The organism is Actinotignum timonense, assembly GCF_900155575.1.
Taxonomy (GTDB): Bacteria; Actinomycetota; Actinomycetes; order Actinomycetales; family Actinomycetaceae; genus Actinotignum; species Actinotignum timonense.
The window spans coordinates 2,049,874-2,075,449 of sequence record NZ_LT706966.1; the positions used below are offsets into that span (position 1 = coordinate 2,049,874).

A 25,576-nucleotide genomic window follows, 5' to 3' on the forward strand; every position below is an offset into this window, starting at 1 on the left:
AAAAAGACGCGAAGCGTCGGTGAGCTGATCCGAGCCAACGCCTGTCTCTTATGCCCATCTGCCTGCCGCCGCGGCAGGGGTGGGCGCCGCGGCGCTATCCACATGCTGCTTGGCCGGGGCCGGCTTCGGGCCGGGTTTGGGTGCACCGGCGCCAGCGGTACCGGCGGCATCGGATTTCGTGGCGGCCTTCGCCTGCGCCGTCACATCGACAATCGAGGCCGAACCGGCGGGCATATCCACCGCATCGGGGGCCACAGGATGCTTACGAACCGGCTTGCGTGGTGCCGGCTTGCCGCTCCCCTTGGATTCAACCAATTCGGGGTGCGCTTCAAAGTATTCACGTGCTTTACGCACAACAGGTGCCTCAATGGTGGACGAGGCAGATTTGACGAATTCGCCATTCTCCTTGAGTGTGGCCAGCAGCTTTTTGCTGGTCACCCCCAGTTCCTTGGCGAGTTCATGGACGCGGACTTTTGCCACAGTTCTCCTTCGTTGGGCCCGGCAAAAGTGCGCGCGGACCCGTTAAATCCGGTTGTTCATCGTTGGGTACTCATCGGGTGCCCATCAGCTTCCAACCCGCTTTCTTGGTCTCGGGTTTTCGCTCCGCTCACGCGAGCGAACTGATTACTTCTGTTACGGCATGCGGAGGAAGAACGACGGCGCAGCGAAAGGCATGCGCAAGTTGTCCCGTCCGCATTCCCCTGGCTAGACAGTCAGGGCGGGGATGCACCCACGCTCCCCGGCCGGGCAGCCGCCGTTCCTTATCCACAACGACTCCCGCATCGGTGANGCGGGGATGCACCCACGCTCCCCGGCCGGGCAGCCGCCGTTCCTTATCCACAACGACTCCCGCATCGGTGAGCGCTAAGCGCACCAGTTCCTCCCGGGCGGCACGCTGACGGCAGCCCACGCACATGCGCGGATTTTTCGCCATCATCCCACCGCCTCGAAAGTCACACCCTATCTATTTTAGCGGCAAGATGCTACTAACGCACGTCATCATGCGGATGCGGCGCGTGATCTTCCCCGTGTTCAGCGGCGCTTGCTTCAACGGCGGGGATGGCGGGAGCGGCGCCGTCTGCGACGTCGCCACCGGAGGCTTCTTGTACATCGGATTCTTTACGAATATCGATGGACCACCCGGTGAGCTTGGCAGCCAGGCGCACATTCTGTGCTTCTTTACCGATAGCGAGGGACGCCTGCCCATCGGGAACAATGGCGCGAGCCTGGCGCTTCTCCGCGGAGAGGATATCCACCCGGCTTACCTTCGCGGGGGACAGCGACGCGGCGATAAATACCGCCGGGTCATCGTTGTAATCAACGATGTCAATTTTCTCCCCGCCCAGCTCCGTGGTGACCGCGCGCACGCGCTGACCGTTATGGCCGATACACGCGCCCTTGGCATTAACCTCCGGATCCTCGGCGTATACGGCGAGCTTGGAGCGGTGCCCCGCTTCGCGCGCGAGCGCCACGAGTTCCACGGTGCCGCTAGCAATTTCAGGCACTTCGAGTTCGAAGAGACGGCGCACAAAATCCGGATGGGTACGCGAAAGCCGAATGGAGGCACCGCGGCTGGTGACTACCACATCTAAAACAAGGGCGCGGATGCGATCCCCGCGGTTGAGGTGCTCGGTGGGAACCTGTTCTTCCGCACGCAAAATAGCTTCGTGATCCCCGACTTCCACAAGGAGATCGCGGGAGAAGCTATCGCGCCCGGCCCGGCCTTGCACCACGCCGGAAATAATGTCACCCTGCTTATTTTTGAAGGAGCCGAGCACGCGATTCGCTTCGGCTTCTTTGAGGCGCTGGGCGATCACGGATTTCGCCGTCGCCGTTGCAATGCGCCCAAAATCGTGCGGCGTGTCATCGAATTCACCGACGACGTTGCCTTCTTCGTCAATTTCCGGGGCCCACACCACAATTTTGCCGGTGCGCCGATCCATATCGACCCGGGCCCCGCGAATCGCACCGGGTACCCGTGCGTATGCGTGCAGCAAGGCATCTTCAATTGCTTCGACGAGTACATCGGAGCTCAGACCAAGTTCACTTTCCAGGGCCCGCAGCTCGTTCATGTGAATTTGAATATCCACGATTTCTCCTACTCTTCCTCGCCGTCGCGATGGAATTCAATATCAACGCGGGCCCGTTCCACCCGGCCAATGGGTAAGCGCCGTTCCGCTCCCCCGTTATCTGATGCGAGAACGAGGGTATCTCCTTCAACAGCGCGCAGCCTGGTCACGATCTCATCCTCACCGGAGGGCGTCAGACGCAGCAGGCGCCCCACGGCGCGAGAAAAGTGGCGCGGCTCCACGAGCGGGCGGGTGGCACCGGGGGTGGACACTTCAAGGTTATAGGCACCCTGGACGAGGTCGACATCGTCCAAACGCGCGGAAATAAGACGCGAAACGTCGGTGAGCTGATCCGAGCCAACACCGCCGGGGCCGCTGGGAAGATCGACCGTGACCTGAACGACGGCGCGCCCGCCGGCACGGCCCACCGTCACGCCTTCCAGGTAGAGTCCGCATTGCGAGACAAGAGGTTCAATCGCGGCGATGATTTCACCGGTCCGCTGTGCCTGACTGGATTTACGGGGCCCGGTAGAGCGGCGGTCCCGCCGCGCGGGAGGACGCGAACTCTTGGAATGACTCATGGGCTAATCCTACAGTTTCCGCGCCGCACCGTGGTACACGGGCGTGCCAGACGGTGCTCACGGTGCAGGGATGACCGCGCTCGCCGACGGTGCAGCTATCACCCGCCGTCTCCCACGGTGCAGGTATCGCTGCCGGCGCCGATAGTGGCACGGTGGCACGGTGCGCAGCGCACCGTTATCCGCGCGCACCGTTACCAGCGCGCGCACCGTCATCAGCGCGCGCACCGTCTCCCAGGCCGGTGGAGGTGGCACAATATAAGCGGTTTTGTTCTCGTCAAGAAAGCGGAGAAGCATGGCAGCTGCACCCCGGAGCGGAGCGCCCGCTCATCGGCGCACCTCTCAGCCGGTTCGAACCACGGTGCAGCTGGTGGGCACCGCCGTGCTCGCTATTCTCATTATTGGCGCCATTCTTATTGCGATGGGAGCACGGTGGGAACATGGCGATCCCTCCCCCGCGCCCATGACGACGACGCAAGAACTGCGCCAAAGCCTTGCCGTGGCATCCCAACGGTGCTCCGCGGCCGCCACCGACCTGGCCGCTGAAACGGGCGGCTACGCCGCGCAGGTATTCCAAGATGTTGCCGAGCACGCGAGCGCGTGGGAGAACCAGCTGGGCGGGGTGTGGCAGGCGTGGCCGAGCGGTGCCCCGGCCGGGCATACAAATTCTCCCGAGCCTTCTCCTCTTGGTCCGGATGCCGCTGAGTTACTCGCGGAATTATCCAAGATCAGCACCGTGGCGGTGACTGCGGCAGATGCGCTACTGCCCACAGCGGAAGCTCCGGTGAAAAACGGGGCAGATGGTGCGACAGGCGGCACAATGAAAGGCGCCGTCGCTCGCGAGGAGATCTCCGAGGAAGCAGCCGGGGAGCGCGCGCTTTATTTAGCTATGGCGCTGCGGGCAACGTGGGATGCTCAGACCGTGGCTGAGGCTGCCGGGTTACCCGCCCCGGATCCCTTTGGTGCCGAGGATGCGGGTGGCCCCAGGTACGACGTCGCCCTACTGGTGCCGGCGGGCGGCGACGAGAAGCTTCTCGCAGCCGCGAATACGGCCCGCCAGTGGTATGAAGTTGATGCGGCACGCCGCGGCATGGACGGGCATGCCGAACGCATGGAACGCATCGCGCGCATTGCTGATCTGGAGGAAGCCCTACTTCGGGCCGGCACCCCGGATACCCGAGCCGCCAGCGTTCCGCTCCCGGCTGTTGCAGACGATGAACTCGCATCCGCCGCTTACGCTACGTTGATCGGGGCGCTGTGGCATAGCCCGGTTCCGGCCACGGAAGCTCTCAATTTTGTGCTTGCCTTGGATGGTGCTGGCGGTGGGCCCAATGGGGGCAGTGGCACCGGTGCAGGCGGGGCTCACGGTGCGAACGGAGCTAACGGGGCCACTGGTGATGCCAGCCAGAGCCTTGGCATCGCAGCACTCCCCGGGCTTTCGCCACACACGGCAGGCTAATTGCGTTATCCCTGCGATAATCAATAACTAATAAGGTACGTTGTATGCATGCAAACAACGCTTCTCTCAGCGATGATTCAGACCGCTCCGGCCTCAATGATCCATTGCCGCGTTCAGAGGAGGACCTCGCCATCGAGCGCCGCATGTCCCGCATTTTGAACCTGCTTGCCGATTACGTTCTGTGGATTCTCTTGTTACTCGCTTTTCACGTCAATAATTCACGGGCACTACTCGAGAAAAAGGTGGGCTATGGCGAGGCACTCGCCTACCAGTGGCCGCGGTTGCTGGGCGCCTGCGCTGTCTTCACGATTTTATTCGTCATCGTCAAGAAATATCGCAAGCCCGGCAGTAAACCGCCCCGTTTCGGGTTCAATCTTGAGACCGTCGCGGATATGGGGACTCTCCTGGCTTTCTGCTTCGCAGTGGGAGTCATAGGTGCCTTTTAGCCAAACGCCAGCCGGCTATCGGTCGGATCCGGCCTGCACTCCCCCAGGGCACACAAAATGCGCTTCCAGAGCATACATATTTATGTAGCTGGAAGCGCATTTTGTGGTTATCAGTTATCAGAGTCGAGCACACTGTCACCCAGCGTGGGAATGTTTACTCGCTAGCCTGGGCAGCAGCCAGGATCTCCTGTACCCGTGCGGCGGCATCCGCCACCGCCACGTCTTCGGATTCCCCAGTGGCGCGGGTGCGGACTTCCACCGTCCCGTTGGCCAGGCCCCGCCCAACCACCACCGCGTAAGGCATACCGAGGAGCTCGTAATCAGCGAATTTCACCCCGGCGCTCACCTTACGACGGTCATCGAAGAGGACTTCGATACCCGCGGCAGTCAGCTGCGTAGCTAAGTCCTCCGCGGCGGAGAAGACGGCGTCGTCCTTACCGGTAGCAAGGATATGTACCTGCGCGGGCGCGACGCCCACCGGCCAGACCAGACCCTTCTCATCGTGGTACTGCTCGGCGATAGCGGCGAGGACGCGGGAAACACCCACACCGTAGGAACCCATGGTGACCACGCGGGTTTTACCGTTTTCGTCGAGCACCGTCAGGCCGAGAGCTTCGGCGTATTTGCGCCCCAGCTGGAAAATATGGCCAATTTCGATACCGCGTGCGATATCGAGCGGGCCCGAGCCGTCCGGGGCCTCGTCGCCGGCGCGTACTTCCGCGGCTTCGATGGCGCCATCGGCCTCGAAATCACGCCCGTACACCAGGTTGAATACGTGCTTATCCACCGCGTTACCACCCGCGATCCAGCGCGAGCCACGGGCTACGTGGGGGTCAAGGAGGAGGCGCGCCACCGGCACCGTTGCGCCGTCGCCGGTTGCTGCACCGTCATCGGCACCGTCGGCAACGACGCCACCGCGGGCTTGCGGGCCAACCGCACCGGGGCCGGTATAACCCGGCACGATTCCCGGGTACTTCTCCATATCCTCAGGAGAAGCAAGCTCCACTTCGGCCGGAGCCAAGCTAGCTTCCACGCGCTTCATATCGACTTCGCGATCCCCGGGAAGGGCGATGACCACCACTTCCTTCTCGCCATCAGGATGGGTGAGGGTCACGATAACCGACTTGAGGGTATCGGCCGCATTCCAGGGGCGATCCGAGCGGGGATGTACCTGGTTCGCCATCTCAACCAGGTCAGCAATGGTTTTCGCCCCGGGGGTGTCCACCAGTTCGGGTGCCGGAACGTCGGAGAAGTCCTGCTCGGGGAGCGGCGGCGTCGTAACCGCTTCGGTATTCGCGGCGTAACCGCCCGCGGACCGGACAAAAGTATCCTCCCCAATAGCGGTGGGGAACAGGAACTCTTCCGAACGCGAGCCACCCATCGCACCGGACATGGCGGAGACAATCGCGTAAGGCAGGCCCAGGCGCTCAAAAATACGCTGGTAGGCCGCGCGCATCGTACTGTAGGAAGCGTCCAGCCCCGCCTCGTCCATGTCGAAGGAATAAGCATCCTTCATGACGAATTCGCGCCCGCGAATCACGCCGGCGCGCGGACGGGCCTCATCGCGGTACTTCGTTTGGATCTGGTAAAGCGTGAGGGGCAGATCCTTGTAGGAAGAATAAAGATCCTTGACGAGGAGCGTGAACATTTCCTCGTGCGTGGGGGCGAGCAACATGTCGTTGCCTTTGCGGTCCGCCAGCTTGAAAAGAGTGGGGCCGTATTCGCTCCAGCGGTTTGTGGCCTCGTAGGGTTCGCGCGGGAGCAGCGCCGGGAAAAGTACTTCCTGAGCCCCGGATGCATCCATTTCTTCGCGGACAACCTGCTCCACTTTCCGCAGCACCCGCAGGCCCAGCGGCAACCAGGTGTAAATACCGGGAGCCACGCGCCGCACGTACCCGCCACGGACTAGGAGCTTATGACTGGCGACCTCGGCGTCGGCCGGGTCTTCGCGCAAGGTGCGCACAAAAAGACTAGACATTCTCAGCACGCCCGCCATTCTACCCGCTTGCCGGGAACGGCGCGGCACGGTGCGTACGGGGCGCGGCACCGGTGCAGGACGGTGCGGCACCGGTGGTGGACGGGGCGACGGCGCGGCACGGTGCATACGGCGCGCGGAACGGCGCCCAGCACGGCGCATACGACGGAGCACGGTGCCCCGCAGCTAGAGGAGAACCGTCGCCCACTCCCCCGCGCGGCTGAAGCCCACATGCTGGTAGAGCCGCACCGCGGCGGCATTGTAGTCATTGACGTAGAGGGAAACGGTGGGCGCATGGCGAGCGCGCACCTGATCGACGACGCTGGCCATTGCCCGGGTCGCGATCCCACGCCCGCGCAGGTCGGGAGCGGTCCATACGCCTTGGATCTGCGCCACTCCCCCGGCCAACGCACCGATATCCGCCTTGAATTCCACCCGCCGGGCGCCGGTGGCGGGGTCGATGCCCATGCGCACGAAGGTGCGGCCGGCGCGGATGAGCTCCCGGACCCGGCGTGCGTAGGTGGGCCCGTACACGGTGGGATCGTATCCGACTTCCTCGGTGAACATAGCCACCGCCGCCGGAAAAACAGCGCCAAATTCCCAGGGTTCGGCCGGGCGTACCTGCGGATCGGGCACCACCGGGGAGGCGTGGGTCAGGGAGAGGGAATATTGGCGCGCGCGAACCTCACGGGCGGGACTCCAGGAGCGCTCCAGATGCTCCCATAGTCCAAGAACCTGATCGGCCGGCCCGAGGATGGAGCAGGCTACCCGATGCCGGGACAGAATATCGTCGCCTAGTTCGCGCAGCCCCGCCGCTGAAAATCCGAGGGGAATAATATTCCCGCCGTCCCAAGCGAGAGCTTCAATATCGCGGCGGTGCATCGCCGCCAGCGCCGAGGATGTTCCCACGCCCATGCGTTCCACATTGACGCGGGCGAGCACGGAATTGATCGGGTCGCGGGCTAAAAATTCCAGGGCGCGGGATTTATCCGCGCCCGTGAGACGGCGCAGCGAGGATGCGGCTCGATGCGGCCAAATGGAGCGTTTCATCGCGGTGTGTTTACTCCACCGCAAGCAAGACGCTGACAGCCCGCTCGAGGAACACGTCCACGACGGCCTCATCATAAGCATTTTTTCCGCGTGATTCCGGGAAAATAGCATCCCGTACCACTTCAGAGGTTACGGTTTCTTCACCGTCGAAATATCGGGCGAGGCGGTCAAGAAGTTCATCAACGTCCGTTTTGCGGTATCCCCAGCCTTCAGCGTCGGCAAAACGCTGCCCGGCCGGGCGTAGCAGGCGCGGGTAGAGACTTTTGGCATCCTGGTAGGCGAGGTTGAGCCAAGCCTGTTCCCCGCGCGCCCCGATGGTATTAGCGCGCTTGAGGTGAATAAAGGCGGCTTCGAGGCGATCGAGGGCGGCATCCACGCGGGCCGGATCGTATCCGCCGCGCTGGCGGGAAAAACCGACGCGCCGCACATCCGTTTCGTCCATATCGCCAGTTCCCCGCGAATATGCGTCTTTCGCGCGGGCGAGGAAATCATCGACCTGCTCGGTATTGTATCCGCGCGTGAGCGGACCCACTCGCTTAAACGTGCTCACAACTCACCTCACTTGTCTGTGCCAGCACCACGGTGCCAGCATGCCGACCTTCCCTCTTAATGTGCCGCACTCATTTTGCCATATGCGCCCGCCACGCGCCGCTCTCGCTCACAGCGCAGCACCGACCGGTACTACGGTGTGAAAATTTAGAGCGTCCTTCAGAGCACCCCTTGCGCCGCAGCGAAGAAGAGGTAGCAGAACGGCGCCCAGAGCAAGATGGAATCGATGCGATCCAGCATGCCACCGTGCCCGGGGAAAATTGCTCCCATATCCTTGACACCAAGCCAGCGCTTGAGGCGTGATTCAAGCAGATCACCGGCGGTGCAGCACACCACCGCCGCCATGCCGATGGCCAACGCCCACCACACACTGTGCCCCAGGGCCACCGTGGCAAGAAGCAGCGCCACCACCAGGCAGGCCAGCACCGACCCGGCCAGCCCCTCCCAAGTTTTCTTCGGGGAAATGCGCGGGGCGAGCGGATGGCGCCCGAAAAGCACGCCGGCGGCCCAGCCCCCCGTGTCATTGGCAACGGGCAGGAGGATGAGCGCTGCCACCATCCACGCTGGGGAATCAAGCTGGCACAGCGCCACCGCGAAACTCCCCAGCACGCTAATCCACAGGGACACGAAAACTGCGCAGGCGGCGTCGCTCACCTGTGCGCGCGCCCGGTCGCGTATCCCCAGCCACACGGCGCAGGCCACCACCGTCGCCCCGAAAGCCAGCATGGCAGCGCCGAGTCCGCGCCACCAGGCAAGTGCCAGTATGGCGATATTCCCGGCCAGCAGCATCGTGAGCGGGAGTCGAATACGGCGCGCGAGAAACGCGCCCGCGGCCTCCCATACAGCGAAGCTGAGCGCCACCACCACGAGCACCACAAAAAGCTCGATGCGCCAGAGAACACTGAGCGCCACCAGCGCCAGCAAGATGAGCGCGGTGGGGACGGCGGCTTTGAGATTACGGCCGGCCCGCGAGGAGGTGGGGCGCGGCGGTTGCGGGGGACGCGGAGCAAGCATGCTCCGCAACGAGGGGCGCGACATTAGATTTCGAGCAGGTCCTTTTCCTTGCCTTCGAGGAGCTTATCGATCTGCTCCACGAAGCTCTTCGTCAGCTTTTCCAGTTCGTCTTCGGCGCGCTTGACTTCATCTTCCCCGGCCTCGCCATCTTTTTGAATAGCCTCCAAGGTGTCCTTCGCCTTGCGACGCACCGCACGGATGGACACGCGCCCATCTTCAGCGCGGGTACGGGCCAGCTTGACGTAATCCTTGCGGCGTTCCTCGGTCAGGGCCGGGAGGTTCACGCGCAGCACATTGCCATCATCGGAAGGATTGACGCCCAGGTCAGATTCGCGCAGTGCCTTGTCGATACCCTGCTTGGCACCCGGATCGAACGGCGTGATCATCACGGTGCGCGGTTCGGGAATGGTGATGGTGGCTAGCTGCTGGAGCGGCGTGAGGGTGCCGTAGTAATCCACCAGAATCGGGTTGAACATCCCGGCGCTGGCCCGCCCGGAGCGGATATGCGAAAATTCTTCGCTGGTTGCTTCAATAGTTTTGCCCATCTTTTCGCGGGCTTCGCGCAAAGCTTCTTCAATCATGTTTTTTCCTTCGCAGTTTCGTTCACGGCGCGTAGCTACGTGGTACGACGACGCAGCAGCATCCACGCGCCCGATGTGACATATCTTACCGGCTTAGCGGGGCTATGCGCCCTGAGCGGAGACCACCGTTCCAATATTCTCACCGCGCAGCGCGGCGGTGACATTTCCCGGCTCGGTCATCCCGAAAACCCGCATCGGCAGGGAGTTATTCCGCGCCAGGGCAAAGGCGGCGCCGTCGGCCACCTGGAGGTTGTGGGAAAGCACTGTATCGTAACTAATGGCGCTGAGCTTTTCCGCTTCCGGATGGGTACGCGGATCGGCGGTATAGACTCCGTCTACCCCGTTCTTACCCATGAGGAGCTCATCGCAGCGCAGTTCCAGGGCGCGCTGGGCGGATACGGTATCGGTGGAGAAGTAGGGCATACCGGCCCCGGCGCCGAAAATAACCACCCGCCCTTTCTGGAGGTGGCGGATGGCGCGCAGAGGAATATAAGGTTCGGCGATCTGAGTCATCTGGATCGCGGTTTGCACGCGGCACTGGGTGCCGGCCTGCTCAATGAAATCCTGGAGCGCGATCGCGTTCATAACGGTGCCGAGCATCCCCATGTAGTCTGCCCGGGCCCGATCCATTCCGGACTGTTGCAATTCGGCTCCGCGGAAGAAGTTTCCTCCGCCTACAACGATGGCTACTTGGATTCCCGAAGCCGCCGCTTCGGCAATTTCCCCGGCGACGCGCTGGAGCACCGTGGCATCGACACCGACGCTACCCGCCCCAAAAGTTTCTCCAGATAGTTTTAGAAGAACTCGGCGGACTCCATCCGAGCTCGCGTCATGTTCCAGTAGTGTCACCATTGCCTCCCGTCGCTCAGTTCATCGGGCTTAACCATACCAGCGCGCGCTAAGGCATAATATCCGGGTGTCTAATAAAAATACTTCTTTCGACGCCGCCACGTGGGCAGCGTCCTTGCGCGCCCTCACGCCGGGCGTGCTGCTCGCCGCTCTCATCGCGGTGGCATCCTGGGGCTTGAGTAAGTTGATGCCCCTTCTCTCTGCCATGCTCTTTGCCATCGTATTGGGCATGCTAGTGCGTAACCTGGGACTTATTCCCCGCTCGGCCAACCGCGGTCTCACCTTCACGTCCAAGCGGGTGCTGCGCACCGGGGTGGTGCTCCTGGGGCTGCGCCTGTCCATCCCCGCGATTTTGGGACTGGGCTGGGGCACTCTCATCACCATCATCACCTGCGTGACCGCAACAATGCTCATTTCGGTGCCGCTAAGTAAACTCCTGCGGGTGCCCCATGCCTCGGCTATTCTCACCGCCGTGGGCACCTCAATCTGCGGCGCCTCCGCGGTGGCGGGAACCTCCGCCGTGGTGCGGGTACGTAACGAAGATGAGCGCGATACCGCCGCGGCAACCGCCATTGCCTGCGTCACGCTTTTCGGTACCCTCACCCTGGTGGCCCTCCCCTGGCTGGCTCACCTGCTGGATTTGAGCGCCAATCAGGCGGCGGTGTGGATGGGTGCCACCATTCACGAGGTTGGCCAGGTGGTGGCCGCCGCGAATATTTACGGTGGGGTGGCCGATACCGCTACCGCTGCCAAACTCGGGCGCGTGGTGTGCCTGGCCGCCGTTATCGCCGTGGTGGGGCTACTGGAGCGCGCCGCTAAGCAACGTGAGGCCCGCGCCGCGGGGCTGGACGGGGCGGCGCTTGATGCCCACGGCCAGGCGCGCAGTTCCGCTCCCCTCATTCCGCTGTTCGTGCTCGGCTTCCTTATCGCGGTGGGGATCGCCTCCGTGCTGGAAAACCAGGCTTGGGCGGCCAGCGCCTTGCAGATTCTTGGTAACGACGTCGCTAACTGGCTTCTCATCGCCGCCATGGGCGCCATGGGCGCCGGTGTCCACCTCAAGACGATTATGCATACGGGGGCACGCACCGTCCTCTTCGGTTTCCTTCTCACCTTGGTAATCGTGGGGATCGGGCTGGCTTGCGTGGCCGTTTTCGTGGTGTAGCAGCCGCGTAGCATCCGACACACGCGAAAGCGGGGGCCTCCACTTAGGAGAGCCCCCACTTTCTTTGCGCCGTTCTTTGCCCCGTGGCCGGGAAAAATCTTGCCCCGTACCCGAGATGGTTATGCGCCGGTACCTGGGAATGTCCTTGCCCCGTAGCCGGGGCGATGGCGGTAGCGCCGTGGATTACTTGAGCGGCGCGTCGTAAACGTCGGCTGCGTCGTCGTCACGCAGATACGCAACCCAGAAGTAGGTGGCGAGGATGAAACCGCCGCCCACAATATTGCCGAGAATCACCACACCGATATTGAGGGCGACGGCGCCCGGCGTGAACGCGGCGTAGTCGGCGAGCCCGTGGCCGGAAGCGAGCACCGCTTCGGAATTCCAGAAGGCATCCCCGCCCCAGTACTTGCACATGAGGCCGAGCGGAAGCAGGAACATATTGGCGATGGAGTGCTCGAATCCGGCGGCAACGAAGAGCGGGATGGGGCACAGGCAAGCGAGAATCTTATCCGCCGTGGACCGCCCCGATTGCGCGATCCACACGCCGGCACACACCGCGATATTCGCGAGCACACCCAGCAGGAAGGACTCGGGGATAGAATGCGCGGCCTTGCCCGCCGCCGTGTGGAGGGCAACTTCGCCCCATGCCCCGCCATTGGAGAGCGCCTGGCCGGCCCCGAAGACGAGCAACGCCAGGAACAGTGCCCCAACTAGATTACCGGCCAGGGAGGTGCCCCAGTGAGCGAAGAAGCGCCGTGGGCGCACCCGCTTGTGGTAGAGCGGCATGACCGTCATCGTGGTTGAGGTGAAGAGGTCCGAGCCGGTCAGCACCACCAGGATGAGGCCGACGGAGAAGCACAGGCCTCCCAGGACTTTCGCCGGGCCAAGCGGCCCGTCAGCCAGGCCCTGTTGCGACGTAATGTAGAAAATGTAACCCATGCCAATGAAGGCACCGCCGGAGAGCGCCATCACGAAGGATCGCGTCAGCGGTTTCTTAGTTTTCTTGTATGCCGCGCGGGCGTTTTCAACCGCGAGGGTATGCGGATCAGGAATGGTTATGCTCACCTCTTACTCCTTTGTCAGTTCAGCGCCCCTCATCTTATGTGAAAGTGCCCGCTGGGAGCTATAGATATTTATGAGCAGATAGAGACGGGGCACGGCGCGGACGGCGGGCCCTATGGTGCGGGTAGTGCGGTGGGCACGGCGCACACGGTGGTACGACGACGGAGCCGCGCGCCCCGTCCTTAGCGGACGGAGCGCGCGGCTCAGTTATCTCAACGCTGCCTGTTTAGCGACGCTCACTACGTCGATAACCCAGGGCACCAGCCCCCAGGAGCATCGAGAGGAGGGCTGCGCCAATGGCGGCGCCAGCCCCGCTCCCTGTATGCACGAGTCGCTGCGAGCGCTCAGCTGTTGGCGTGGGCCTTTGCTCCGCTGTAGGCACCGGCGCCGGATTGGATGGCTGCCCAGCCGTCGGCGTCTGCTCCGGTGTCGGAATCAGACTCGGCTCCCCGGTAGGCTCGAGGCTCGGCGTTCCAGGCACCGTCGGCGTAACACTCGGGTGCGGATCAGGACGCGGCGTAGGCTGCTTGCTCGGTTCCGGTTGCGGATCCGGTTGGGGATCCGGCTCCGGGCACGGCCCCGGCCCTGGATCGGGCTGCGGTGCCGGCCCCGGTTCAGGTTGTGGACCAGGTTCCGGTTGCGGCCCCGGTGCGGGTGGCTGCGGCCCAGGCTCCGGCTCCGGATCTGGCTCCACCGCGCATTCCTTGATTTCCGCAGCGGTCATTGGCCGAGATTGCGTCTCGGTGCTCGGCGTCGCTGTTTCGTCGTAGCTCAAGGTAGCCGCATTCCAGGTATACGTATACGTGGTCCTGGTGCGGGATTGAGCCACCTGGTGAGTCTCGCAGGATTTCTCCCCATCAACCCACTCGGTGAACGTCGGGTCCTTGGTGGGCACCGTCGTGCAAGCCTTCACTTCCTCCGGCGTCTTCTCCCGCTCCTGAGTCTCCGTTTCAGTAGTACCGCGCTTATCCCACTCCAGGGTGGTGGTATTCCAGAAAACCGTATACATGGTCTTGATGCGGGTCTGCGTCACGGTATTTTTCTCGCAGGTAACCTGCTCATCTTGCCATTCACCGTAGCTTCCCATGATGGCCGGCTGCGGATAGAGAGTCAGGCCCCAGGTGCCAAGGAAGTGAACGTCGGCATCGGTAATGGTGTCGCTCGCGCGGTCCCACCCCGTGAAAGACCAGACTTCCCCGGGAGTATCCGAGTATTTCGCCTTATCGAAGGTGTCGGTTGGGGTAACAAGTGTTCCCTTCGGGAAACCCTTGCCATTCTCACCGAGGTTATCGGCGGGAGTGCGCGCCGCTAGCGCTGCGGGCAGCGCTTTGTTAGCGCCGTCAGCCGCTCGGAATTCGTGGGTTACCTTGAAGAGCTGCTGCTGCCACACCCAAGTACCGGTGAAGTCCTGATCGGCACCGGTGATCTTTTTGCTGCTCGCATCCCAGCCTTGGAAGGTCCACTTGCCGTTACCATCGGGCACTGCCGTGAAGCCTGCCGCATCCGCCGGTTTCACCGTCTCGCCCTCCGTATAGCCAGCACCGTTCTTGGTGTCGATAGCGGGCGTCTGCTTCTTCACGCCTTCAGGGAGGTCCTTGCCGGCGGTACCGCTCACGAATGTAGAGGTCACACCATAAGCGGGAGCGTAGCCCGCGTAGGCCGTGAGCTCATGCGGTTCCACAATCTGCGTGATAGGGGCAGCAGGCTGTGACGGTGCGGGCTCAGAGCGCACCGTCTCGCTGCCAAATACTCGGCTGGCGACCGTGCACGGGTTCTTGTGCCCCTTGGCGTCGGTCACGGAGTTAGTGGCGGCGCCGTCGGTAAAGGCCTGCGCGAAATCGTATCCTTTATCGTTCGCCTGCCCGCCCGCAATTTCGGTGGGAGTGACGGTGGAGCAATACCACCCTACGAATGTGTAGGTGCCGAGCTCGGCGGTGCGGCCCAGGCTGTCGGTAATGGTGCGCTTCTCCTCGCGAACCGGGTTCGCGCCCTGGTACGGGGTCATTTGGGCAGGGCGCGCCGCCGGGTGCTCCTGAAGGAGCTTTGTCGAGGAATAGATCGTATAGGGCTGTTCTGCCTCAGCGTTCTGCGCTTGGGCATCGAAATGCCCCTCATTGGGGTGGTACCACATCGTGGCGCGCTGCCCGAGAACCACGGTGCCCTCATCGGAAATCACGTAATCCCAGGAACCCGCACCCGTATGATCACCGAATTCCGCGGCAGCCTGGCGGTTATCACGAGTGACATAGTGGACCGTATTCGCGTCATCTGCGCCGGGTACGTAGCCGTCCACACCCTTCGCCACCGTATAGCCGATGTAGCGCTGCGCCGGCTCGTTTTGCCCGGCGTAGGGCGTTTCACTGGCATTCTTGACATTCTCGCTGAGGGAAATATTGAGCTGGTTGGCGAGCTTGCCCGTCAGGAGCACCGCAGATTGTCCATCGATCACCCGCACGTCACCGGCATCAAGGCGCGCCTTGGGAGTGATGATCACGTCCTTATTGGCGTACACATTCAAGCCCGGGTACTCCCCGATCCGGGCACCATCCACTTCGATGCTCGAGGGATGGTCCTGGTGTACTGACCAGTCGCCCTTCTTGTTGCCGCTCAGACTCATATCGTCGAGTTTCAGGTAGCCGTCATTGAAAATACCCGCGCCAACTGCCGAATAGACAGAGCCACCCGAGAGCTTCGAGGGCCCCGTCCCGCCGGTAATGGTGGTCGATCCTTGGTTGTAGATGAGACCGCCGCGGCCCGAGCGCCCGGAGCTGAGCGTCGCACCTTCCAGCGTTACCGTATTTCCCGGGCCTACGAAGAGCGCGCCGCCAACTTGCGTGGCGGGTCCCCAGACCAAGGTTCCGGCATTGGAAATCGTGGAATCAACAACGCGGAGATTGACCGCGGATTCTTCACCGATCCGGGTAGAAAGCGAAATTGCACCGCCGTTGGAATCGGCGTGCACATCGCGAATGGTGGAGCCTTGGATCACCGCGGTGGCACTCGATCCGGTTTCGAAGGCAATAGCGCCGCCGAAGGTGGCCAGGCCCTCTCCGTTGCCGCTGCCGCGCCCCGTTAGTTGCGAATTAGTGAGTTCGAAACTTCCGGTGCCGACGATATCGATGAAACCGCCGGCGAAAGTCACCTTGGAGCTATCACTGGCCACGAAGCGCGAATTATTGATTTTTAGCGCCGAGTTCTGGCTGGTAAAAGCACCGCCGGAAATTCCGTAGGCATCCCCCCGCCCCGTGAAGGTGAAATCACTGTTATCTACGGTGACTTTCGCATTGAAGGCACGGAGGAACCCGCCGGTATTGAAGGGTGCGCCAACGTTGATGGTGCTGCCGGTGATGCGCGCCGTCGTCCCGTCACCCGCATAAATCGCACCGCCTTGGTATCCACCGGTGGAGACCCGGGCGACGTGGTTATCAATGAAGGAGGTCCGCTCCGCCACCAGCGTGGCCGCACCGTCCATGAAGATGGCGCCGCCGTTCCCTTCGTTGCCGCGTACCCCCGCACCGTCCTGCGAATGATCCTTCGTCTGGTTAGTACGGAGCACGGAATCGCTGATGGTCACCGTGGAGCGCGCACCGGTCGCGTAAATCGCCCCACCGTTAGGCGTCTGGCTAATTTTCTTGCTCTGTGTATCACCAGGAAGACTCCCAAAGGCGGGATCCTTCTTCGTCTCATCCGCGACCCGCATATCGTAGGTGGCCTGCGACCAGATACTCGAATTGTTTTCGATTACCGAATCGTTGGTCACGTTCAGGGCAGCGTCAAGAACGTAGACGGCCCCGCCTTCGAAATTCCGGGTTCCCGCGGTTGTGCCGTTCTTGATCGCCACCTTGTCAAGGGTGGCATCGGAACCGGCACCGAGCCACAGCCCGCGCCGTTTGCCAGCAGCATCAAGGGTGACGTCGGAGAAGGTCACCTTCCCGCCCGCGGTGCGGAACATATTGTAATGATCGTCCCCGCCCGGCGCGGTGCTCGGTGCCCCGGCCGTAATGGTATGACCCTGGCCCTCAACGCTCACATCCGCGTTACTCGGGATCTCAATTTCGCCGGTGAGCGTGATGTCTGCGCTCAGGCTCACGCTCTGACCGGCAGTGATGGCGCTGCGGAGCTCCTGCTCCGTCCCCACCGTTGTCGCCGCAAAGGCTGGGGATATCAGAGCATTCGTTGAAAAACCAAGGAGGGCCGCGGCTACTACCGCAACAATTTTCTTGCCCACGTTGTTATTCCTATCTTTCAACTTGCGTTTCTTGCGTCGTTCGGTTGTTTTTAGTGAGAACGACGGCGCAAGCCGAGAATCCCGACTCCGGCAAGCATAAGGGCTCCGGCAGCGAGTGCGAACGGGGTCGCGGACGGCCCGGTCTTCGACAGTTCTTGCGCGACCGGCGCGGGCTTAGCCGTAGGTGCGGCCGTTGGGGAGATCGTGGGAGCAGCCGTGGGCGCAACAGGTGCTGGCACCGTGGGCTGCGGAGCGGAGGTTGGTGCCGGCTCCGGTGTTGGAACAACCGTCGGGGTTTGTGACGGCTCCGTCGATGGACGGGGCGAGGGCTCCGTGGTGGGAGTATCCGTCGGATCGACCGTCGGATCGACCGTCGGATCGACCGTCGGATCGACCGTTGGCTCGACCGTTGGCTCACATGTCGGGTCGGGTTCCGGTTCGGGCTCCGGATCTGGCCCCGGTTCAGGCTCCGGCTTGGGCGGCAGCGGTGTTTCCACAACCGTCTTCGTCCAGGTGCCCGTGAAGCTCAGGTCCATACCATCAACAACCGCGCTCGTGGGCTCCCACCCATCAAACTTCCACGTTGTCACCACATCTGCGTTCTCGGTGCGAGTGGTACTTGTGAACTCTGTTTGTGCCGGAGTTGGCGGTGTGACTGTCGAACCCTGGGTAACCTGCTCCGAATTCGGCAGGGTGGCCATCACCTCGTCGGGAAGAGCAGAGCCGTCAGCGGCCACATATTTGTACGTGGCGTTGAAGACCGCATCGGGATTCACCGCGTACGTCCAGTAACCAACGAAGTCGAGGTCGCTTCCGGCCATAGTTGCCTCAGCGGGTTCCCATGCGTCAAAGGTCCAGGTGCCTTGGCCGTCAGCAACGCTTGTCTGCTCCAGTGCGGGCGGGGCCACCTGTACGCCGTCGCGCAACTTAGTCACGCGCTTCGGTACGAGTTTCGTGACGCTTTCGGGGAGTTGACGCTCGGGATCCCGGCTGGCGAAAGCGAAAGTAGCATCATGGGTAGCAACCATCGTCAAGGTCACCGGATCCGACGTGTCGTTGAAACGCAGCGGCATCCCTACGTAGAAGTAATCCATTGCCATGGTGCCGCGGACGGTGGGCTCCACCATGGAGAAGGTCTTGCCGGCCTCAAACTTCGATTGCGGCACGTAGAAGGCGTGCGCCGGGGTGGTGAGAACAAGCTTGGCGGGCTGGTATTCCGGCTTGTCGAGGTCCGCGCCCGTCACCTTGCTGCCGTCCGCGTGGTGCAGCCCAAAGTGAGCGGTGAACTTACCGGTGGCGGCATCGTACGCGGCGGTTTCGCAGCGCATGATCTCACCGAACTTGGAAGGCGCATTTTGCTTATCCATTTCGGACTGCACGGCCTCGCAGCTTACGAAATCGGGATTTGAGGAGACCACCGCGGGATCGACGGTGAAGGAAATATCCCACTCCCCGCTGAAGGTTTTGGCGGCGTAACGCGCCTGGTCATTGGCGTTTCTCCACAGCCACACCGACTTGAAGAAACTGTAGAGCTGCCAAACCTTCGTCATATCGAGGGTGCCACGGTAGGCAATTTGGTAGGCATCGGTGGCGGTATCGCCCTTGGAGGAGTCGTAGAGGAACTCGCTCTCACTGGTAATCTGCCCCTCATTATCGATTGCGTAGGCATCGCTACCTACGGTAATCGGAACATCAGTTGGATCGGCGGAGGCAGGAACGGTACTAAATCCGATGAGCCCCGCAGCAAGGAGAATAGTTAGAACAACACGGATAGGCTTGGACAAAATAAGTCCCCCCCCCCGCGAGATTTGTGCAACCATGGCAAATATTTCCTTCGGTTTATAAATGCTGAAATACATTCCCAGTTGCATATTATTCTCAAAGAATATTCATGTCTACACCTTATTATTTCCGACATTAAGCGCCTCCGCTCTGAGCAGGCACATCGCATATTTCAACCAGCTTGCAAGATTATTTAGGTTTCGAATCCACTGAAGTCCACACTCCCTAAAGTTCGGCACGGTGCGCACGGCGGACCCTACGGTGCAGGCTACGGTGCTCCGGGGTGGCGGGCCAGTTCGTGGCGCATCCAGGTGATCGATATCCGCCTACGGTGCGGACGGCGGGCTGGCCCCGCCCCGCGGCACGCGGGGCGCCGTCGTCGTACTAACGGCGCGCTTCACTGCACACGCGCCGCACCGCACCACACCGGCGCCCACCAATCGCACTGCACCTGCACGTAAGGGACCGATGCCCATCAATCGTGCCGCACCTGCATGCACACGTAGCCCGCACCTGCACGCAAGGCATCGGCGCTACATACAACAGAGGGCGGGACGTACTCTCGTACCTCCCGCCCTCCGGCGTCTATCGTTCACGCAACCGAAAGCTAGGCTCCCGGCAACCGGAAACTACATCCCGGTGCGCGCAAACTTACTCAGCGTGCGAACCGACGCGCAGGCGCTTGAAACCGGTCACCTTGCCGCCGGTCTGGGACACGATGGTCTTGACCGGGGTCTTCGGCTCGCGGGCGTAGCCCTGCTCCTCGAGAACGACCTGCTTGTAGAAGCCGTGCATGCGGCCTTCCACGATCTTCGGCACGGCCTTTTCCGGCTTGCCTTCGGCGATGGTCGTTTCGGTGGCGATGCGCTTTTCGGTTTCTACCACGTCGGCCGGAACGTCCTCAATGGAGAGGTACTTCGGGTCGAGCGCGGCGATGTGCACGGCGATGTCATGCGCAACTTCGGCAGCCTTGGCATCGGTGGCAACCAGCACGCCCACCTGCGGGGGCAGGTCGGGGTTGGTGCGGTGCATATAAGCTTCCACGTGCTCGCCCTCGAGGACTTCCACGTGGGAGACTTCCATCTTTTCGCCGATGACGGCGGTCATGGCGGTGATGCGATCCGCAACGGTGCCGTCGCCCAGCTTGGCGGCGAGCAGCGCTTCCACGCTATCGGCACCGGAATCCACGGCGGCGGTGAGGATCTCATCGGCCATACCGATGAACTTCTCATTCTTGGCCACGAAGTCGGTTTCGGCGTTGATCTCCACGAGAATGCCACGCTGGCCGGCAGCGGTATCGGATACGTGCGAGGCCACCAGACCGTTCGCAGCGGTGCGGTCCGAACGCTTGGCGGCGGACTTCATGCCCTTGACGCGCAGGATCTCTTCGGCCTTGGCGGAATCCCCCTGGGCTTCGTCGAGAGCCTTCTTGGCGTCCATCATGCCGGCGCCGGTCTTGTCACGCAGCGCCTTCACATCGGCGGCTGTGTAATTAGCCATGCTTCACTCCTCACTTGTAGCGCTCAGGCTTAGGCCTGGGCGTCAGCTTCTTCGGACTTGTTTTCTTCGGATTCGGTGGCTTCGGCTTCGGCCGGAGCGGCCTCGGCTTCAGCTTCCGCGGCGGGAGCGGCTTCTTCAGCCTTGGGGGCTTCTTCGGTAGCTTCCCCGGCCGCGAGAACTTCGCGTTCCCATTCGGGCATCGCATCTTCGGTGGCATTCTTGCCGGCGCCGCGGGCCAGGAGGCCTTCGGCTACCGCATCACCGATGACGCGGGTGAGCAGCCCGACGGCACCGATGGCGTCGTCGTTACCCGGAATCGGGTAGGCCACTTCGTCCGGATCGCAGTTGGTGTCCAGGATGGCAACCACCGGAATATTGAGCTTATTAGCTTCGGAGACCGCGAGGTGTTCCTTGTTGGTGTCCACAACCCACACGGCGGAGGGCAGGCGGTGCATATCGCGCAGGCCGCCGAGGGTCTTCTCCAGCTTGTCCTTTTCGCGGGACAGCATGAGGAGTTCCTTCTTGGTCAGGCCCGAGCCGGCAACGTCCTCGAAGTCCATCTGCTCGAGTTCCTTGAGGCGCTCAATACGCTTGGCAACGGTCTGGAAGTTGGTGAGCATACCGCCCAGCCAACGTTCGTTCACGTAGGGCATCCCGGTGCGTTCGGCCTGTTCCTTCACGGCTTCCTGCGCCTGCTTCTTGGTGCCCACAAAGAGGATATTTCCGCCGTGCGCCACGGTTTCCTTAACGAAATCGTAAGTGCGGTCGATATCGGCGACCGTCTTGCGCAGGTCAATAATGTAAATCGAGTTACGATCCGTGAGGATGTAACGCTTCATCTTCGGGTTCCAACGGCGGGTCTGATGCCCGAAGTGCACACCAGCTTCCAGCAGCTGGCTCATGGTGACGACAGCCATGCGGCGTCCTTTCTCAGGCGCCATCGGGGCGATGGCGCGGTATCGGTTCTTGCACGACGGCGGAATTGCCGCCGCGCCCTGGTGCCCACGAACCGCGGTTCCCAATATGCGCCACCCACTGGGCTGCACATGCCAGGACCGATCCGCGACCCTCGTATGTGGGCACGCGTATTACGACCGGAGATAACCGGCCGCCTGTACATATTACCCCAGCCGGAAAAACGGGGAACGGCGGGCGGATGTGATTTTCGCGGGAATATTGCGGCTAGGGCGAATAAGCACGGGGCGGGGCGGGCCAGCGACTACACGGTGCGGGACCGTCAGGGCGAGCGCGTATCTGGTGCGGGACCGTCAGGGCGAGCGCCGCTCACACACGTGCACCCGCTACGTCTCACGATGCGGCTGAGGTTGTACAGCGTTGCCACATGACTATAGGATGACCTGCATAGTTACTAACACTGCAATCTAGGAGCGACCTGCCCTATGAGAGTCCTTGAATTCAACACCTATCGCATCAAGGAAATTCTCTTTATATAAAAATGCGAGAAAGTCGTATTCTCGCACGCGTTTAGCGATGATGCGCGCCCGGAGCTTATAACTACTTTTCTGAAGCCTCCGGGTGAGTACACCTATGTACTTTCCTAAATGGCGCGTGCGGGAGGGGTTCATGCTGCCCTGAATACGGCAATTGGATTGATAAGGACAAGGATTTTGATAGATCCTCATATTCCCGTCCTCGACGTCGCCCACGTGCGGCGCGTTTTCGGGAAAGAAAAATTTGTTGCAGTTGAAGATGTGTCCCTCCAGGTGCAGGCAAGCCAGGTGCATGCCTTGCTCGGTCCGAACGGGGCCGGGAAAACCACAACGGTGCGGATGTGCGCCACCTTGCTGGCTCCCACGTCGGGGCAGGTCCGGATCGCGGGGATTGACGCGGTGCGCCATCCGGAGAAGGCGCGCTCGTGCCTGGGTCTGGTGCTAGGCGGTGACCTCGGGTTTTATCCGCGGGCTACGGCGCGCGATAATCTCCTCTATTTTGCCGACTTGCAAGGGGTGTCAAGCGGGCAGCGGCGCGGTGTCGTCGCTGATGTTCTTGAGCGTGTCAAGCTCACCGATTCTGCCGGGGCTAAAGTGGGCCAGTTTTCGCGCGGTATGCGCCAACGCCTCCACCTGGCGCGCGCCTTATTGGGCGCCCCGCCACTGCTCCTTCTTGACGAACCGACCACGGGGCTGGATCCCGACGTCGCGCTAACGGTGCGCGATATTATCCGCGACGTTGCCGCCGGCGGCACCGCGGTGCTCCTCACCTCACATTCCATGCCTGAGGTGGAAGAACTGGCGGATATCATCACCGTCATCGGCGCAGGAAAAATCGCGGTGCGCGGCAGTGTGCGCGATATTGCGGACTATGCCGGGGTTGGTGCAACCACGACCTTCACGCTGGGTGCGCGCAAGGCGGATATTTTCGCGGGCCTCGAAACTGAATTCCCTGACGCGGTGATTATTCGCCGTCCGCGCGCAGGCAACTGGGCGGTCACGATCTATTGGGATGCGCGCTCCGGTGCGCAAGCCGAACGCCTGGTGGCGCTTCTCGGGCACGAGCCGGAGGACCTGGTTACCCGCCCGGCCTCGCTGGAGGAAACGTATCTCGCGCTGGCAGATGGGTTGGCACGATGATCCGGCAGTTACGTATGAGCGCTTTTCACGTGCGCCAATTTGTGTCTGTCCCCTATTTCATCCAGCTCATGGTGACGACGACGCTCGCCACCGCACTGGTGCAATTCCTGAGTTTCCGAGCTTTCGGGACTATGAGCGCGACGCAGGGGTGGGTGCGTGCCGGGATTATCGGCATGTGGACCACGGCCACCTGCGCTGCCGGAATTATTGGTTTCGAGCGTTATAAGGGCACCCTCGTCTACCTGGTGAGCGCTCCGATTGGGGCGCTACGGAGCCTCGCCGCGGTGGTGGCATCGGCTGGCTCCTTCGGACTGGCGGCATTCCCGGTGGCCTGGGTGACGTGGGCTCTGTGCTCCGCCTCAGTCACTTTTACTGCACCGTCCTGGGGATTTGCGTGCGGCGTTCTTCTGTTATGGATAGGCTACCTGAGCGTATCTTTCGTCATCGCCGCGCTTTTCGTGCTCACCCCGAACGCGATTAGTTACGAAGGTCTGCTTCTGGTTCCGATGTTTTTAGCGTCCGGGATTCTTTTTACGACGACGACGCCACCTGCCTGGCTGGCCTATCTCTCCTTCTTCGTACCCCTCTCGATGCCCACCTCCCTGCTCTTCGGAGAAGCTATTACCTGGAGTGACGTGGCGATCTGGGCGGTCGTGCTGGGTACGTGGCTGGCAGCGGCGGGAGTGGCGGGACGTGCGGCGCTGCGCCGTGCTACCCGCTCCGGTACCTTGGAGGTGATGTGATGCTGACACGTTATCGCTCGATTATTGGGGTCTCCTGGGCTTCGTCAGTGACCTTTGCGACGGTGGGGACGGCGGTGACCACCGTCCTGGTGCTTCCGCTCCTCGACGTGCTTTTTGATGTGGTGCTCGGCAATGATGTGGGAACCCCGGACCTGGTGCGCACCGGCTATGCCGCGGCATTGGTTGCTTTGGCCACGTCGGTGGCCTCCGGAGTGGTCAGCGCGGTGGCAACCGACCGGGCGCTGGGGATCTTCCAGGAAGTGCACCTGCGCCGTCGTTTCGACGTGGTGTACTGGGTGGCGGTGGCTACCGTCCCATGTATCTTGGCGGTCTCCACCGGTAGTGCGGCCATCGGCGCCGTCTTCCTCCTCTCCCCGGACAAAGATGCAATGCTGCTGGGGCGCGTAGCGCTCTTAGCGGTGGCTGCTTTGGTATGCGGAGTGTTGCTCGGAGTGGCGGCGGCCGGTGTCGGGGTGGATCTTCCCGACCCGTATCTGGGGGCGACGCTACTCGCGACGTTCCTGCCGGTGTTCACCGGGGTTATTGTGCCTCTCGAGTACTACCCGCCGGTGCTGACAGCACTAGCGAATGCCGTCCCCCNCCTCGGGGGTTTTGGTGCCCCTCGAGTCCTCCCCGCCGGTGCTGACAGCACTAGCGAATGCCGTCCCCCTCTCGGGAACCATTGCTGGTATCGCTGAGCCGGTCGGGTGGCTGGTAGTCCGTGATATTGCGGTTGCGGCGATCTGGGCCGGTATCGGTGTATTAGCGACCCGCCATGCGGTGGCTCGGCTGCGTTCGGGTATGCGGAGGGATGTTGTATGAGTTTTCTGGGTTTTGATGAACGCTGGGCCGCCTACCTGAAAGTCGCGGAAATGAATCTTGGCGGCGTCGCGCGCGTGCACGGCGGGCGGATCGCCGCGGTACATCGCGGCGCCGTTGAGGTGCTCCTCGTTGATGAGACCGGTGCGCCGGACGGGGTGCCGGACGGGGCTGCGCATGGTGCGCCGGACGGAGCGCCGGTGCGTATTGACCTCGATATTCCAGGTCACTGCCAAGATAGTGAATCCTGGCCGCCGGTGGTGGGTGACTGGGTAGGCGTGGATGATTCCGGGCATATTCTCGACATTTTGCCGCGCCGTACCTACCTCACCCGCCCGTCGGTGGGCCGAGCCGCTCTCGAGCAACCTACCTGCGCGAATATTGATGTGGTTCTCATTGTGGAACCCGTGGTGCCAGCAGCCAGTCGCGGGCGTATCGAACGCTTCGTGGCCCTGGCCCACGCGAGCGGGGCCCGCCCCTGGCTGGTGCTCACGAAGGCGGACCTGGCAAACCCGGCAGATCTCCAGGAACTGGGTGATGGGTGCGAAGAAGTGCTTGCGCTTGATGCACGCTCGGCTGTGGACGTGGCGCGACTCGTTGAGCTCCTCTCCGGCACGGTCGTGGTGGTGGGGCGCTCCGGTGCGGGGAAATCCACCCTCACCAATACCTTGCTCGGAGCCACCCAGACGGTGGGAACGGTGCGCGAAAGCGACCATAAGGGTCGGCACACCACCACCGGGCGCCAGCTGGTTTGCGGAGAACACTTCGCGGTCATCGACACTCCCGGAGTGCGCGCTTTAGGCGCCACGATGGACACGGAGGCGATTGCGGATACCTTCGCGGATATTCGCGAACTGGCTGCTTCGTGCCATTTCGCGAATTGTAGCCACGGGCGAGAGCCGGGGTGTGCGGTGCGCGAGGCATGCGCGAGCGGGGCTTTGGACGCGGACCGGCTGGATCGCTATCTGCGGTTGATGGCGGAGGCGGAGCGGTTACGTTCCCGCAGCGATGCACGAACGGCGCGGAGCCAGGACCGGCACGCTTCGAAAGAGAATACCCGCGGGCGGCGGGAAACGATGCGCCTGAAGGGCAAAAACCGCGGATAACAGCGCAAAATCC

21 protein-coding genes are annotated in these 25,576 nt (G+C 62.3%); 6 read left to right on the top strand and 15 right to left on the bottom strand.

Features of this window, described 5'->3' with window-relative positions; translation table 11 throughout:
* Positions 1-48 precede the first annotated feature (48 nt).
* The 4 genes from CZ322_RS10440 to CZ322_RS08740 all read right to left on the bottom strand — a co-directional run bounded on the left by CZ322_RS10440 (position 49) and on the right by CZ322_RS08740 (position 2,650).
* Positions 49-480: a translation initiation factor IF-2 N-terminal domain-containing protein gene (locus tag CZ322_RS10440; RefSeq protein ID WP_087070979.1), complete on the bottom strand. Its 432-nt coding sequence runs from the start codon at positions 478-480 to the stop codon at positions 49-51.
* A gap of 127 nt (positions 481-607) precedes the next feature.
* Complete coding sequence (locus CZ322_RS08730; protein ID WP_087070980.1) at positions 608-937, bottom strand: YlxR family protein; 330 nt, start codon at positions 935-937, stop codon at positions 608-610.
* Positions 938-986: 49 nt separating this feature from the next.
* A complete protein-coding gene (gene nusA / locus CZ322_RS08735) occupies positions 987-2,084 on the bottom strand; it encodes a transcription termination factor NusA (RefSeq protein ID WP_234984559.1) in 1,098 nt (365 codons plus the stop codon).
* 14 nt (positions 2,085-2,098) lie between these two features.
* Positions 2,099-2,650: a ribosome maturation factor RimP gene (locus CZ322_RS08740; protein WP_087070982.1), complete on the bottom strand. Its 552-nt coding sequence runs from the start codon at positions 2,648-2,650 to the stop codon at positions 2,099-2,101.
* A gap of 292 nt (positions 2,651-2,942) precedes the next feature.
* Here CZ322_RS08740 and CZ322_RS08745 point away from each other — a divergent pair, with 292 nt between their 5' ends.
* Positions 2,943-4,106 carry a hypothetical protein gene (locus CZ322_RS08745; protein ID WP_087070983.1) on the top strand — a complete coding sequence of 388 codons (1,164 nt, stop codon included), beginning with the start codon at positions 2,943-2,945 and terminating at the stop codon, positions 4,104-4,106.
* A gap of 44 nt (positions 4,107-4,150) precedes the next feature.
* The gene (locus CZ322_RS08750; protein WP_087070984.1) at positions 4,151-4,552 is read left to right on the top strand and encodes a hypothetical protein; all 402 of its coding nucleotides are present in this window, start codon (positions 4,151-4,153) and stop codon (positions 4,550-4,552) included.
* A gap of 154 nt (positions 4,553-4,706) precedes the next feature.
* On the opposite strand, the gene CZ322_RS08755 is transcribed toward CZ322_RS08750, so the two are convergent.
* The 6 genes from CZ322_RS08755 to pyrH form a co-directional block, all read right to left on the bottom strand.
* Positions 4,707-6,530 (bottom strand): proline--tRNA ligase, encoded by a 1,824-nt coding sequence (locus CZ322_RS08755; protein ID WP_180948639.1) that lies wholly within the window; start codon positions 6,528-6,530, stop codon positions 4,707-4,709.
* A 183-nt stretch (positions 6,531-6,713) separates the two neighbouring features.
* Entirely contained in the window at positions 6,714-7,577 is an 864-nt protein-coding gene (locus CZ322_RS08760; protein ID WP_087070986.1) for a GNAT family N-acetyltransferase, read from the bottom strand.
* 10 nt (positions 7,578-7,587) lie between these two features.
* Entirely contained in the window at positions 7,588-8,127 is a 540-nt protein-coding gene (locus tag CZ322_RS08765) for a DivIVA domain-containing protein (RefSeq protein WP_051278233.1), read from the bottom strand.
* 158 nt (positions 8,128-8,285) lie between these two features.
* Entirely contained in the window at positions 8,286-9,164 is an 879-nt protein-coding gene (locus CZ322_RS08770; protein ID WP_087070987.1) for a phosphatidate cytidylyltransferase, read from the bottom strand.
* Positions 9,164-9,721, bottom strand: coding sequence for a ribosome recycling factor (frr, locus tag CZ322_RS08775; RefSeq protein ID WP_026428541.1), 558 nt, complete (start codon positions 9,719-9,721; stop codon positions 9,164-9,166). Before frr ends, CZ322_RS08770 begins: the two co-directional genes overlap by 1 nt.
* A gap of 102 nt (positions 9,722-9,823) precedes the next feature.
* Positions 9,824-10,573, bottom strand: a complete 750-nt coding sequence (gene pyrH / locus CZ322_RS08780; protein ID WP_087070988.1) for a UMP kinase — start codon at positions 10,571-10,573, stop codon at positions 9,824-9,826.
* A 64-nt stretch (positions 10,574-10,637) separates the two neighbouring features.
* Here pyrH and CZ322_RS08785 point away from each other — a divergent pair, with 64 nt between their 5' ends.
* A complete protein-coding gene (locus CZ322_RS08785) occupies positions 10,638-11,732 on the top strand; it encodes a YeiH family protein (protein ID WP_087070989.1) in 1,095 nt (364 codons plus the stop codon).
* 183 nt (positions 11,733-11,915) lie between these two features.
* On the opposite strand, the gene CZ322_RS08790 is transcribed toward CZ322_RS08785, so the two are convergent.
* The 5 genes from CZ322_RS08790 to rpsB all read right to left on the bottom strand — a co-directional run bounded on the left by CZ322_RS08790 (position 11,916) and on the right by rpsB (position 21,221).
* Positions 11,916-12,797 (bottom strand): formate/nitrite transporter family protein, encoded by an 882-nt coding sequence (locus CZ322_RS08790; RefSeq protein WP_026428538.1) that lies wholly within the window; start codon positions 12,795-12,797, stop codon positions 11,916-11,918.
* A gap of 223 nt (positions 12,798-13,020) precedes the next feature.
* The gene (locus tag CZ322_RS10030; RefSeq protein ID WP_159455024.1) at positions 13,021-17,043 is read right to left on the bottom strand and encodes an SHIRT domain-containing protein; all 4,023 of its coding nucleotides are present in this window, start codon (positions 17,041-17,043) and stop codon (positions 13,021-13,023) included.
* A 29-nt stretch (positions 17,044-17,072) separates the two neighbouring features.
* Positions 17,073-18,806 carry an SHIRT domain-containing protein gene (locus CZ322_RS08800; RefSeq protein WP_101657590.1) on the bottom strand — a complete coding sequence of 578 codons (1,734 nt, stop codon included), beginning with the start codon at positions 18,804-18,806 and terminating at the stop codon, positions 17,073-17,075.
* A 649-nt stretch (positions 18,807-19,455) separates the two neighbouring features.
* Positions 19,456-20,304, bottom strand: coding sequence for a translation elongation factor Ts (gene tsf / locus CZ322_RS08805; RefSeq protein WP_016442485.1), 849 nt, complete (start codon positions 20,302-20,304; stop codon positions 19,456-19,458).
* A 29-nt stretch (positions 20,305-20,333) separates the two neighbouring features.
* A complete protein-coding gene (gene rpsB, locus CZ322_RS08810; RefSeq protein WP_087070992.1) occupies positions 20,334-21,221 on the bottom strand; it encodes a 30S ribosomal protein S2 in 888 nt (295 codons plus the stop codon).
* Between the two features lie 711 nt (positions 21,222-21,932).
* Here rpsB and CZ322_RS08815 point away from each other — a divergent pair.
* From CZ322_RS08815 to rsgA, 3 genes are all read left to right on the top strand, one after another.
* Positions 21,933-22,895 (top strand): ABC transporter ATP-binding protein, encoded by a 963-nt coding sequence (locus tag CZ322_RS08815; RefSeq protein ID WP_234984522.1) that lies wholly within the window; start codon positions 21,933-21,935, stop codon positions 22,893-22,895.
* A gap of 14 nt (positions 22,896-22,909) precedes the next feature.
* Positions 22,910-23,638, top strand: a complete 729-nt coding sequence (locus tag CZ322_RS08820; RefSeq protein ID WP_087071206.1) for a multidrug ABC transporter permease — start codon at positions 22,910-22,912, stop codon at positions 23,636-23,638.
* Positions 23,639-24,456: 818 nt separating this feature from the next.
* On the top strand, positions 24,457-25,563 hold the full coding sequence (gene rsgA / locus CZ322_RS08830) for a ribosome small subunit-dependent GTPase A (RefSeq protein WP_087070993.1): 1,107 nt from the start codon (positions 24,457-24,459) through the stop codon (positions 25,561-25,563).
* Positions 25,564-25,576: the final 13 nt, after the last annotated feature.

What these genes read in the sequence shown, in the direction of transcription:
- CZ322_RS08740 (WP_087070982.1), bottom strand. Translation starts at nt 2,650, where the DNA reads ATGAGTCATTCCAAGAGTTCGCGTCCTCCCGCGCGGCGGGACCGCCGC.
- CZ322_RS08745 (WP_087070983.1), top strand. Translation starts at nt 2,943, where the DNA reads ATGGCAGCTGCACCCCGGAGCGGAGCGCCCGCTCATCGGCGCACCTCT.
- CZ322_RS08750 (WP_087070984.1), top strand. Translation starts at nt 4,151, where the DNA reads ATGCATGCAAACAACGCTTCTCTCAGCGATGATTCAGACCGCTCCGGC.
- CZ322_RS08755 (WP_180948639.1), bottom strand. Translation starts at nt 6,530, where the DNA reads ATGTCTAGTCTTTTTGTGCGCACCTTGCGCGAAGACCCGGCCGACGCC.
- CZ322_RS08760 (WP_087070986.1), bottom strand. Translation starts at nt 7,577, where the DNA reads ATGAAACGCTCCATTTGGCCGCATCGAGCCGCATCCTCGCTGCGCCGT.
- CZ322_RS08770 (WP_087070987.1), bottom strand. Translation starts at nt 9,164, where the DNA reads ATGTCGCGCCCCTCGTTGCGGAGCATGCTTGCTCCGCGTCCCCCGCAA.
- frr (WP_026428541.1), bottom strand. Translation starts at nt 9,721, where the DNA reads ATGATTGAAGAAGCTTTGCGCGAAGCCCGCGAAAAGATGGGCAAAACT.
- pyrH (WP_087070988.1), bottom strand. Translation starts at nt 10,573, where the DNA reads ATGGTGACACTACTGGAACATGACGCGAGCTCGGATGGAGTCCGCCGA.
- tsf (WP_016442485.1), bottom strand. Translation starts at nt 20,304, where the DNA reads ATGGCTAATTACACAGCCGCCGATGTGAAGGCGCTGCGTGACAAGACC.
- rpsB (WP_087070992.1), bottom strand. Translation starts at nt 21,221, where the DNA reads ATGGCTGTCGTCACCATGAGCCAGCTGCTGGAAGCTGGTGTGCACTTC.
- CZ322_RS08820 (WP_087071206.1), top strand. Translation starts at nt 22,910, where the DNA reads ATGAGCGCTTTTCACGTGCGCCAATTTGTGTCTGTCCCCTATTTCATC.
- rsgA (WP_087070993.1), top strand. Translation starts at nt 24,457, where the DNA reads ATGAGTTTTCTGGGTTTTGATGAACGCTGGGCCGCCTACCTGAAAGTC.